Below are 12,224 nucleotides of genomic sequence, written 5' to 3' on the forward strand. Positions count from 1 at the left end.
TTGTGATGAACGAAGTTATACAGGATGTACAAGCGCATCAATAACTCATATGGAGTATTATAGTTAACTTCGTACAATACCGATAGCAATTATTGATCTATTACAGGCCATGACCATCGAACAGGAACGGAAAGCAATTGATGAGGTATTGAATATTTACCGCGGCCGGCTGGATACTATTCCTGATGATCAGTTTGATCTGACACCGCCGGGTGGTGGCTGGTCATACGCAGAGGTTTACTCTCATATTTTGCAGGCCAATCTCAGTTCGACGATAGCTGCCGAAAAATGCACGCTGAACACCTGCAAGCCGACATCAAAAGGACGTTCGGCCATCGGTTTTTTCGTGTTAACGTTTAACTGTTTTCCGCCGTTCCCGGTAAGAGTGCCCAAAGGGGTTGCTACTGTTATACCGGCCAAAAAGATAAGTAAGGAAGAGGCCCGCAACCTGCTGGTTAAATGCCGAAAACGCGTGGACAGCGTAGCGCAACTCATCCGCGATTCATCGCCGCATTGTAAAATAAAACACGCACGCCTGGGTATGCTGAACGCCGCCCAATGGTTTAAATTTATCCTGGTACACTCCAAACACCATTTAAAACAGCTCGATCGTGTTGAAAAAAAAGTTCAAACCAGATGAAACCTTTTATATTTCATGTAGTCTTAACATTCAGATAATCTGAATTGCTGACATTTGTTAAATATCTCAATATGAATTTTGAGTTTGCGTATTTGGTTGTTGTGGGCTTGTTGCTTTTGTTAGGCATATTCTACGCCAGCCCTTATGAATTAAAGGTTAATGAGGACGAAGACGACGAATAGTCGTTACATACTACGCTCTTTCAACCCCGTGACCGGTAATATCTGCCGGAAGGAAAATTATCCCCCTGATATTTTATGGCAAAACGTGAAGTAGACATCGTCGTTATTTCCGACGTGCATTTGGGTACCTACGGGTGCCATTCTAAGGAACTGCTGAAATATTTAAAAAGCATCAAACCGAAGATGCTGATCCTGAACGGCGATATTATCGATATATGGCAATTCAGCAAATCATACTGGCCCGAAACCCACATGAAGGTGGTGCGCCGCATCCTGAAATTTGTGACCGAAGGCGTGCCGGTGTATTATCTTACCGGCAATCATGATGAAATGCTGCGCAAGTTTGCCGATTTTGACCTGGGATCATTTCAACTGAAGAACAAAGTGGTACTTAATATTGATGGCAAAAAAGCCTGGATATTCCATGGCGACGTCTTTGACGTAACCATGCAGCATTCCAAATGGCTGGCTAAATTGGGCGCGGTCGGTTATGATACGCTCATCCTGATCAATAGTTTTGTCAACTGGTTCCTAACCAAAATAGGGCGCGAAAAGATGAGCTTTTCCAAGAAAGTGAAAGGAAAATTTAAGGACGCCGTAAAATTCATTAACCAGTTTGAGCAAACCGCTGCTGACCTGGCGGTGGAGAAAAAATACAGCTATGTGATATGCGGCCATATTCACCAGGCCGAAATGCGCGTGATGCAGGCGACCGATGGATCGGGATCGGTTTTATACCTGAATTCGGGCGATTGGGTGGAAAGCCTAACCGCGCTGGAATACCATAACCGGGAATGGACGATATTTAAATACGACCCTGCCAATTTCAGGGCCGACACGGACGAAGAGGATCTGACCGATGCCGAGGACCTGGACGCCAAGATGGACGTAAGGAACCTGCTGGAGCGATTTAAATTAGAAGTGCATTAAATTTGTTGGAAAGTTGAAAGGATAATGTAACATTTGACGGTTGCAACATTCCAATTTTCAACACACAATGAAAATACTCTACGCTATACAGGGAACGGGTAACGGGCATATCAGCCGGGCGCGCGAAATAGTTCCCTTGTTGCAGCAATATGGCGAGCTCGACCTGCTGATAAGCGGCACCGAAGCCGAAGTTTCCTTATCGCAGCCGGTTAAATACCGGCTTCATGGTTTCAGTTTTGTGTTCGGTACCAAAGGCGGGGTAGATAAATGGGCGACCTACAAACTGATGAACCTGCGCCAGTTGTGGCACGATATCAATCACTTGCCATTAAGACAATATGACCTTATCATCAATGATTTTGAACCGGTAAGCGCCTGGGCCTGCCGCCGGCAAAAGCTGGAATCGGTATCGCTGAGCCACCAATGCTCTTTCATTTCAAAAAAGACGCCCCGGCCCGGCAGGTGGAACTATGCTGAGTGGCTGTTTAAATATTATTCGCCCACAAAACATCATATCGGCTTTCACTTTGAGCAATACGATGATTTTATTCACACGCCCGTTATCCGAAGCGACATACGCAATACCACACCGACCAACAAAGGCCATTATACAGTTTATCTGCCCGCTTATGATGATAAAACCCTGCTGAAACACCTTAGCCAGACGCATGATGTGGAGTGGCAGATATTTTCGAAACGCCAGAAAACCCCCTATCGCGAAGGTAATGTCCATATATTCCCGGTAAGCAACGAGGGCTTTAACGAAAGCATGGCCAGTTGCGAAGGGCTTTTAACCGGCGGCGGCTTCGAGGGTCCTGCCGAAGCGCTATTTTTACAAAAAAAGGTGCTGATGATACCGATGACGGGCCAATACGAACAGCGTTGCAATGCAGAAGCAGCCTCGAGGCTTGGCGTGCCCGTTGTGCATACGATAGATGATAGTTTTGCCGCCACCTTAAACAACTGGATAGCCGATGATAAAAAGGTGATGGTTAACTTCCCCGATGATACAGCGCGCATAGTGGACGACATGGTAAAACGCTACGCAAAGCCGGGTTCCATTTCTGCATAAGCAGTTTTTCTGTTAATATTGCGCTGAAATAAGCAGCCATGATCAAACTTTTCAGATCCTACAACCCGCTGAATATGCTTTGGCTGGCGGTGATACTGATATTGCTGCGCGTTACTTTTTTGTCGGCGATACCTGTTAAAGAGAATTTTCCCTTCGCCGAGCTTTTTTCACGGCTCCATTTACCCAATTCATACCAATATGTTATTCCACCGGTCGCCGATCTTTTTTTGGCAAGCTGTTTAGTGTATGCGCAGGCTTTGCTGATCAACTACCTGGTCAATTATCATAATTTATTGGGGCGGTCGACCTTTTTGCCGGCATTGATGTATGTAACGGCCTCAAGCCTGTTCACACCTTTCCTGATGCTGAGCGCACCTTTGGTATGTAATTTCCTGGTGATATGGATGCTTTTCAAGCTTTTTAGCTTTTATAAAGGAGAGGATATTAAGTCAACATCTTATGATTTAGGAATGATAGTAGCGGTAGGCACGCTTTTCTACCTGCCTTTTATTTACCTGTTTCTAACCATTTGGCTGGCGCTAATGGTTTTCCGCCCGTTCAACTGGCGCGAATGGGTGGCCTGTATTATTGGTTTTGCTACCATCTTTTTCTTCCTGGCGGTGTCCTATTACCTCAGCGACCGTATGCAGCAGTTTTATGACATCTGGCTGCCTTTGGCGGCAAAATTCAACGTGGTTATCAGCTTTAACTATTATAATTACCTGGTGCTGATACCGGTCATCATTATACTGGTTTTAGGGTTTTTCAAGCTGCAGCAAAATTTTTTCAAAAGCTATGTTCAAACACGTAAGTCATTACAGCTCTTGATGATGATGTTTTTGATAGCTGGTTTCTCCTTTTATATCCGCCCCGATTTTCACCTCGACCACTTTTTGCTTTGCGCCATCCCGGCGGCCATATTTTTCGCTTATTATTTCCTTTACGCCAATTACCGCTGGTTTTACGAATCGTTGTATATTATCCTGCTGGCCAGCATCATCTATTTCCAGTTTAACACTTTTTAACTTTTAAATTCGTCCTAATTTCGGGGGTTATCTTAGATTTGTGGCATGAAGTTCGGAGTAGTTATATTTCCCGGTTCTAATTGCGATGAGGATATCATCTACGTATTAGAAAAAATTATGAGCCAGCAGGTGGTGCGCCTGTGGCATAAAGATCATGACCTGCAGGGTTGCGATTTTATCGTGCTGCCGGGTGGCTTTTCGTTCGGCGATTATTTGCGGTCGGGTGCTATAGCCCGCTTTTCACCTATTATGAATGAGGTGATCCAGTTTGCTGCAAAAGGCGGTTATGTTTGGGGGATATGCAATGGTTTCCAGATACTGGCCGAAGCAGGCATGGTACCGGGCGCACTGCTCCACAATACCAATAGGAAATTCAACTCAAGTAATATTTACCTGAAGGCTCAGACCAACGATTCGCTGATGACATCGCAGATCGACCTGCAAAGGCCGCTTAAGATACCCATTGCCCACGGAGAGGGCAATTATTTTGCTGATGCCGACGTACTGAAAGCGCTTAACGATAACGACCAAGTATTGTTCAGGTATTGTGACGAGTTTGGGAATATTACACCGGAATCGAACCCTAACGGATCAATTGAAAATATTGCCGGGGTATGTAATGCGGGCAGGAACGTATTTGGCATGATGCCGCACCCGGAGCGTGCCGCCGATACTTTACTGGCTAACCAGGACGGCTTGCCGATCTTCGAATCCATATTATCAATGGTGAAGGCCTGATGGCGAACCTGGTTATTGACATTGGCAATACCCTTACCAAAGTTGCAGTTTTTGAGCAGGACAACCTGTTACATACTGAACAATCGCCGGTAACCGGTGCAAAAACCTTGCTCCAACTGATCGAAAAATACCATATTGATATTGCCATCTTATCGTCCGTCAGGAACCAGGAGGAAGAATGGCGCGCGGTTGTTGAAGAGAAGCTTGACCTTAAATACTTTACAAGGGATATGACCGCAGGCATCCGCAACCGGTATGGAAGCCCCGAAACGCTTGGTGTGGACAGGTTGGCGGCAGTGATGGGCGCCCATGAATTATACCCGGGGAAAAGCAGCCTGGTAATAGACGCCGGCACCTGCATTACTTACGATCATGTGGATGCTGACGGGAATTATTTCGGAGGCAGTATATCGCCGGGATTAAATATGCGTTATAAAGCATTGAATTATTATACGGGGGCATTGCCGTTGGTTGAGGCAGATGGGAAGTTTGATAATAGGTACGGAGATGATACCCGAACAGCGATACTTTCGGGGGTGCAGAACGGGATAAAATACGAGGTGTTTGGCTTCATTGAAAGCTACCGGGCAAATGAGCCTGAACTGAATATATTGCTAAGCGGGGGCGACAGTATTTTTTTTGATACTCTGTTGAAAAATAGCATCTTTGCCCCCTATGTTAAAAATGAGCCTTACTTGGTTCTGAAAGGATTAAACGCAGCTATACGATACAATAATGATTAAATATACCAGGCTCTTTATAACATTTTTACTTGCTGTTTGCGTGCTGGAAGCAAGGTCACAATCTACTGCTACTACAAGTTCGCCCTATTCGCGTTACGGATTGGGTGATTATATTCAGCCTACCTTACCCCAAAACATAGGCATGGGGGGTATAAGTACGGCAACCAGTTCGCTTACCAGTTATAGTACCATTAACGTTTTAAACCCGGCTGCATATTCCAAGATACATCTTACCGTAATAGACGCAGGTTTGTATACCAATTCGCTTACACTAAGGAACGATACCTCGGCTAAGCAAAGGAACGGCAATACACGACTTAGCCATATTGCATTTGCTTTCCCTGTTAGCCAGAGCTCGGCCATTAGTTTTGGCCTGCTCCCTTACAGCGAACTGGGCTATAAATATAAAATCTCGCGGCCCAACCTGGGGTCAGGCTTACCTGTTGATACAAATACGGTGAATTATATCTATTCCGGCGACGGCGGCCTTTCAAAAGCGTATGTTGGTTACGGATTCTCGATAGGTAAGCACTTGTCATTGGGCGCCAATGCATCGTACATATTTGGCAGCCTTAAAGAAGATCAATCGACCGAAATACCTAATGCAGTTGGTTTTTTAAACTCCCGCACAGAGCAAAACAACAAAGTGGGCGGATTCAATTTTGATTACGGCGCGCAATATTCCATCGATTTTTCGACCTCAAAACACCTGGTATTGGGTTATTCGGCGTCTATCGGTAATAAGATCAATGTGCAAAATAGCTATATCGTAAGCCAATATTATATCTCGAACGGCAGCGAAGGCGTGGCAACGGATAGCCTTGTCAATAACAACAACCCCAAGGCCAAACTACAATTGCCGGCCATCAATCATTTCGGCATAGTGTTCCAGAAAGACCTGAGTTTTTTGGTGGGGGTAGATTACTCCATCGGTAAATGGTCCGATCTGTCAATTGCCGGAACCAACGCGGGATTACAGGACAGCAAAATGCTGAACGTTGGCGGACAGTGGACACCCAACGTGAACGCACTGAATAATTACCTGGCTCTTATTGATTACCGCCTGGGCTTTATTTACGAAGACACCTATCTCAATCTTAATAATACCAGCATAAAAAGGCAGGCAGTTACTTTTGGCTTAGGCATACCGCTGCCGCACGACCGTGCTTCATCAGCATTTTACAAAGTGAATTTTTCGGCGGAGATCGGTAAGCGCGGAACGGTTGATAATGGCCTGATCAAGGAAAATTATGTGAACTTTCACATTGCGCTCACGCTGAATGACCAGTGGTTCAGGCGGTTCAAATTTGACTAATACCCCCGGTATGAAAAAGGCAGGGTTATTACCAGGTTTATTTCTGACGGTAATTATTGCCGCAACAATGGTGGTTACCGGTTGTGAGAACGACTTGAAGGACCTAAAGAAGATTTCGGCAAACGAGGCCACAAAACCCGTACAGCGCTATACTAACGTAGATGTAATCTGGAGCGATTCGGCCAAAGTTAAGGCACACATGACATCGCCGCTGATGCTTGACTACACCAAAGTTGCCAAACCCTACACGGAAATGCCCAAGGGCGTGAAAGTGATATTCTACGATGCTAATCTTCAGCAAACCTGTACCATAACCTCCGAATATGCAATACGCCACGTGGCCGAAAAAGTGATTGAATTGCGCAAAAATGTGGTAGGTACCAATGTAAAAGGCGAAACATTCCATTCCGATGAATTGATATGGGATGAAAATACCCGGCAGATACATTCAGATAAGCCGGTGCATGTGCAGATGACAGACGGAAGTATACTGGACGGTTTGAATTTTGTAAGCGACGAGGGGTTAAATCATTGGAAATTCGGCCCTTCAACAGGGATTATACATGTTGACAGTAAGCAGATAGGGCAATAAAACGCTTACTATAACGATGGAAATTTTTCTGTTTAAAATTTTACTAAAAATTGTATCTTGCGCCCCTCTTTTGAATAAATTAAAATATTGTAATAGAATACTATGGGAGTAATGAATTATTTGCGCGAGCGCATGGGCAAGATAGTTGCGATTGTGATTGGCGCCTCGCTTTTAGCATTTATTTTGGGTGAAGTGCTGCGTTCGGGAAGTTCGTTCTTCAGGGGCGACAGTGATGCGCTTGGCGAGGTAGCCGGCGAAAAAATATCTTATAAAGATTTCCAGGCACGTGTTGAACAGGCTAAACAGCAATCAGGCCAAACAAACCTTTCGGGGCAGTTTACAACTTATATGGAGGAAATGACCTGGAACCAGGAAGTGAGCCGGGTAATACTGAACAAAGAAATTGATAAACTGGGCCTGGTAGTGACTGCCGATGAGACCAATGCGATGGTTAACGGCAATAACCCCGATCCGCAGATATTGCAATATTTTGGCGACCCTAAAACCGGTAAAGTGGACCAGGTTAAGTTCAATAACTTTAAAGCAAGTATTAATGCTGCAAAAGCCGATGACCCGATGAAGATACAGTGGTTGCAGTTTTTGGACCAGCTGGGCACCAATAAACTGGCTCAAAAATATATCTCCGCTACCGGCAATGGCATATATGTAAATTCGCTTGATGCAAAGGACGATTACGAAAATAAGAACAAGCTGGCCAACTTTAAATATGTAACACTGGATTATGCATCTATCCCCGATAGCAAGGTGACCCTGACGGATGATGACTACCAAAGCTACTATAACGACCACCAGTATCAATTCAAAAACAAACAGGAGACGCGCAGCTTTGACTATGTAAGCTTTAGTGCGGCACCTTCAAAAGAGGATTCAGCTACTGTTAAAGAACAGGTTGAAAAACTGGTACCTGAACTGAAAAGCACCACGAACGACTCGCTTTTTGTGCAGATAAACGCCGAAACGAAAGCCCCGCTTACATTTAAACGCAAGGGGCAGTTGGGCGACCCCCAGTTGGATTCGGTTATGTTTAACCAATCAAACGGATTTGTTTATGGTCCGTATTTTTCAAACGGAAGCTACAAGATAGCCAAACTTATCGATTCAAGAGTAGGCCCTGATTCTGTAAAAGCACGTCATATCCTGTTGCCTATCGGCGCCGGGGGCGAAGCTGAGGCAAAAGCAAAAGCCGATTCGTTAAAGAAATTGATACAAGCCGGTAAATCGTTCGATGAGCTTGCTAAAACATATTCTATCGATAAGCAATCGGGCGAAAAAGGCGGTGATCTCGGAACATTCGGGCGTGGCGCTATGGTAGCGCCATTTGACGATGCTGCGTTTGATGGAAAAAAAGGCGAACTGCAGATCGTCACCACACAATTTGGTGTGCATTTGCTACAAATAGAAGAGCAAAAAGGTTCCTCGAAAGTGGTTAAAGTTGCCGTAGTAGATAAACCGGTTGCCGCAAGCAGCAAGACACAGGGTGTGGCTTATAGCAATGCCCAAAAGTTCCTGGGTGCTTTAACACGGGATAACTTTGATGCCGAAGCAAAAAAAGAGGGCTTAACAAAGAAAACGGCAGAAGATATACAGCCGCTGGCCTCTTCGTTCCAGGGTGTGGACGATGCCCGCCAGCTGGTGCGCTGGGCGTTTAAAGCTGATAAAGGCGACGTGGCCGACCAGGTATATGTTGCAGGCGACCAGTACATCGTTCCCGTTCTGACACAGATCAAACCTAAAGGTACTTTGCCGCTTGATGCAGTAAAGAAACAGATTGAGGGTGCCGTACGCAACCATGTAAAGGCAAAACAACTGCTTGATAAATTCCAGGCTGCAGAAAATGGAACGGCTAACATCGACCAGGTTGCTCAAAAAGTTAACGAAAAAGTGGTTCCTGTTCAGAATATAGTTTTCGCTAACCCGGTGATCCCCGGTCTATCACTTGAATATAAAGTTGTGGGTACGGTGTTTGGTTCTAAGCCGAACAAACTGTCGAAGCCGATTGAGGGCGAGCATGGCGTGTTTGTATTTTCGCTTGATAACTTCATTAACCCCGCGCCGCTTGCGAACGCAGTACGGGAGCGCGAGCAGATCGGCCAGGCGTTAGCCCAGCGGTCGCAATCAGCCCTGTTTGATGCGCTGAAAGATAAGGCGAATGTAAAAGATTACCGTTCTAAATTCTTATAATAGATTTTAAAGTAACTTTGTATCCGGGAATGGCGTGCGGCCGTTCCCGGATTTTTTATTTAGCCTCAACCTGCCCTCTCTGAAGGAGAGAGGATTAGCAGAGGCAAAATGCTAAAGGTTTTTAAAATGGATATCCAGGAAAATATAGTTAATAAGGTTGCCCAGAGCGGGTTAGTAACGCTTGATCCGGCTGCATTTTACCCGCAGGGCGAGCGTGTGGTATATGATATTAAGGATAACCTTTACATGGAGCTGATATTGCGCGAGAAGGATTTCAGGGAGTTTGTGAAAGGGCACGACTGGGCGCAATACACAGGCAAAAATGTTGCTTTAACCTGTACAGCCGATGCCATTGTACCCGCCTGGGCCTACATGCTGATAGCAAATAAACTGGCTCCCTATGCCAAAGACGTGGTTTTTGGGGATGCTGCCGTACTTGAAACCGTGTTGTTTGAAAAAGGCATGGCCACTATGGATGTGGAGCAATATCGCGATCAGCGTATCGTTATTAAGGGGTGCGGCGATACCGAGGTGCCCGTATCGGCTTATGTTGAATTAACTAAAAAACTGACGCCGGTAGCTAAAAGCATCATGTTTGGTGAGCCCTGCTCGACAGTCCCTATATATAAACGAAAAGACTAATGATAGCCTTTAATACCGGCGGCCGATGAAGATATACCTGATCGCATTTCTTCTGGCAGTTACCAGCCTTAATAAAACCCAAGCCCAGCAACTTAATAAAATAGATGAGCCTGCCTTTAAACCCGGGGAAAAGCTGAGCTATAAGATGAAGTATGGTATTTTTACCGCAGCTGAAGCCAATATCCGCGTTGAGGAAACCCCGTTGAAATTTGAGGATAAGCCTTCTTATCACATCATCGCTGAAGGAAAGACCGCGGGCACTTTCGATGTTTTTTATAAGGTACGCAACAGGTACGAGACCTATGTTGATGAGCAGACGATAGAACCATATTTTTATGCCGAGAACAGGCACGAATCGAACTATAAGCATACCGATATTGTCGTATTTAATCATCGTAACCATACCATCAAGGCTAAAAAAGGCATTTTCCCCCTTGAAGGTAAGGTATTCGATTTTCTGTCGTCCTATTACTACGCCCGCTGTATTGATGTATCGAAACTGCAGATAGGAGAGAAGATGGATATACAATATTTTTTGGAAGACGGCGTGCATACCCTTACTATAACTTACATGGGCAAGGAAAAAGTGACATGCAGCATGGGTACCTTTAATTGCCTTAAGTTTAACCCCACTATTATACCAGGGCGTATTTTCAGAAAAGACAGCAAACTGTATCTTTGGATAACGGACGACGGCAACCGCATCCCTGTAAAGGCGCATGTGGAATTGATAGTTGGCAGTCTCAATATGGACCTTACTGCTGCATCGGGATTAAAGTATCCGTTGAACCCGGTGAGTAAAGATTGAAGGTTGTCCGGAAGTCCGCATAAGTCGGAAAGACCGGAAGACTACATTTAGAAATTTGAATTATGATAGAAGTGGGCAGTGTTTTGGTGCACGATGACGTGGTGAAAGAAAATTTTGTTTGTAACCTGAAGAAGTGCAAAGGGGCCTGCTGCCTTGAGGGCGATTCGGGTGCTCCGCTTAATCACGATGAACTTGCCATACTTGACGAGATATACCCGAAAGTGAAGCCTTTTATGACCGCAAAAGGCATTCAAACAATTGAGGAAAACGGCACTCATGTTACCGACTTTGAAGGCGACTACACTACGCCTTGTGTAGACACAAACAAAGAATGCGCGTATGTGACCTGGGAAAACGGCATTACCAAATGCGCTATTGAGAAGGCTTATGAATACGGTTCCATAAGCTGGAAAAAGCCGATCTCGTGCCACCTGTACCCTATCCGAATTACAAAATATCCCGAATTTGAAGTCTTAAACTATGATCGCTGGAGTATTTGCAGCCCTGCCTGCGCTTTTGGCGATGAGCTAAAAGTGCATGTGCACGAATTCCTGAAAGAACCGCTGATCCGTAAGTATGGGGCGGACTGGTATAAGGAATTGGAAGATGCGGTAGACAATATGCCGCTTTAGTTTTTCATTCAGCTTACCTCATCAATTCCGTAATCATCGCCAAATGGTGGTCGTCATGCTCGGCGACAAATAGAAACAGGTCCATAGTGCGCATAGGAGTTTTTAACCGGGGATGCAGCGCCGATTTGAAGATGATCTGTTCATCCAACTTTTCAAGCGCCAATATGGTTTGTGCCCGTATCTGCCTGAACCCGCATAGCAGGTCGTCCAATGATCTTGCGTTATGATTTGCCTCATCTGTCTTGCGGTTTGCCAGGTCCGTGGGGCGCAGTTCTTTTTCGCCTTTAATGATATCATCCAGGCGCCCCTGCCAAAGCGGTTCCAGGTCGGTGAGGTGACCTATATTCTCTTTTATTGACCAGGCGCCGCCGGGCTTAGTCTCCAAAATTTCGGCAGGGACCGACCGCATTTTTTCTTCGAGCCGGGCCGGTGTGCCGCGAAGGCGCTCGCTAATGGATGGGAAAATGTTTTGTTCGCCACTGAAGTCAAATTTCCTGTCGAACCATTTGGTGTGTTTCATAGCGATTTGCCCGATTATTACGCCGAAGCTAACATGTACAGATCACATATCCACGAACGTGCAAAGAGTTTTACTTTACGGTTATAATGTCAAAGAACGGGCGGCTTATTTTCACAATAAACAGGTAGCGGTATATACAAATTTCGATTATTAAACCCGTTAAAGCGGTGACAGTGTTTTGTC

General features: G+C 45.3%; 13 protein-coding genes. 12 read left to right on the plus strand and 1 reads right to left on the minus strand.

Annotation, left to right across the window (positions count from 1 at the left end):
- Positions 1-109 precede the first annotated feature (109 nt).
- From VL525_RS11585 to VL525_RS11640, 12 genes are all read left to right on the plus strand, one after another.
- Positions 110-640, plus strand: coding sequence for a DinB family protein (locus VL525_RS11585; RefSeq protein WP_325386640.1), 531 nt, complete (start codon positions 110-112; stop codon positions 638-640).
- Positions 641-897: 257 nt separating this feature from the next.
- Positions 898-1,752, plus strand: a complete 855-nt coding sequence (locus VL525_RS11590) for a UDP-2,3-diacylglucosamine diphosphatase (RefSeq protein WP_325386642.1) — start codon at positions 898-900, stop codon at positions 1,750-1,752.
- Between the two features lie 67 nt (positions 1,753-1,819).
- Positions 1,820-2,824 carry a glycosyltransferase family protein gene (locus VL525_RS11595; RefSeq protein ID WP_325386644.1) on the plus strand — a complete coding sequence of 335 codons (1,005 nt, stop codon included), beginning with the start codon at positions 1,820-1,822 and terminating at the stop codon, positions 2,822-2,824.
- Between the two features lie 38 nt (positions 2,825-2,862).
- Positions 2,863-3,849 carry a DUF6427 family protein gene (locus VL525_RS11600; protein ID WP_325386646.1) on the plus strand — a complete coding sequence of 329 codons (987 nt, stop codon included), beginning with the start codon at positions 2,863-2,865 and terminating at the stop codon, positions 3,847-3,849.
- Between the two features lie 45 nt (positions 3,850-3,894).
- Complete coding sequence (purQ, locus tag VL525_RS11605) at positions 3,895-4,587, plus strand: phosphoribosylformylglycinamidine synthase subunit PurQ (protein WP_325386648.1); 693 nt, start codon at positions 3,895-3,897, stop codon at positions 4,585-4,587.
- Positions 4,587-5,330, plus strand: a complete 744-nt coding sequence (locus tag VL525_RS11610) for a type III pantothenate kinase (protein WP_325386650.1) — start codon at positions 4,587-4,589, stop codon at positions 5,328-5,330. Before purQ ends, VL525_RS11610 begins: the two co-directional genes overlap by 1 nt.
- Complete coding sequence (locus tag VL525_RS11615; protein ID WP_325386652.1) at positions 5,323-6,645, plus strand: hypothetical protein; 1,323 nt, start codon at positions 5,323-5,325, stop codon at positions 6,643-6,645. The genes VL525_RS11610 and VL525_RS11615 overlap by 8 nt, the downstream gene beginning before the upstream one ends.
- 10 nt (positions 6,646-6,655) lie before the next feature.
- Positions 6,656-7,237, plus strand: coding sequence for an LPS export ABC transporter periplasmic protein LptC (gene lptC / locus VL525_RS11620; RefSeq protein WP_325386654.1), 582 nt, complete (start codon positions 6,656-6,658; stop codon positions 7,235-7,237).
- A gap of 111 nt (positions 7,238-7,348) precedes the next feature.
- Entirely contained in the window at positions 7,349-9,439 is a 2,091-nt protein-coding gene (locus VL525_RS11625; RefSeq protein ID WP_325386656.1) for a SurA N-terminal domain-containing protein, read from the plus strand.
- A gap of 126 nt (positions 9,440-9,565) precedes the next feature.
- Positions 9,566-10,081 carry a DUF2480 family protein gene (locus VL525_RS11630; protein ID WP_325386658.1) on the plus strand — a complete coding sequence of 172 codons (516 nt, stop codon included), beginning with the start codon at positions 9,566-9,568 and terminating at the stop codon, positions 10,079-10,081.
- A 25-nt stretch (positions 10,082-10,106) separates the two neighbouring features.
- Complete coding sequence (locus VL525_RS11635) at positions 10,107-10,889, plus strand: DUF3108 domain-containing protein (protein WP_325386660.1); 783 nt, start codon at positions 10,107-10,109, stop codon at positions 10,887-10,889.
- 62 nt (positions 10,890-10,951) lie between these two features.
- Positions 10,952-11,521 (plus strand): DUF3109 family protein, encoded by a 570-nt coding sequence (locus VL525_RS11640; protein WP_325386662.1) that lies wholly within the window; start codon positions 10,952-10,954, stop codon positions 11,519-11,521.
- 13 nt (positions 11,522-11,534) lie between these two features.
- Here the strand turns inward: VL525_RS11640 and VL525_RS11645 are convergent, their stop codons facing one another.
- Positions 11,535-12,041 (minus strand): DinB family protein, encoded by a 507-nt coding sequence (locus tag VL525_RS11645; protein WP_325386664.1) that lies wholly within the window; start codon positions 12,039-12,041, stop codon positions 11,535-11,537.
- Positions 12,042-12,224: the final 183 nt, after the last annotated feature.

Source organism: Mucilaginibacter sp., assembly GCF_035492695.1.
In the GTDB taxonomy this organism is placed as follows: domain Bacteria; phylum Bacteroidota; class Bacteroidia; order Sphingobacteriales; family Sphingobacteriaceae; genus Mucilaginibacter.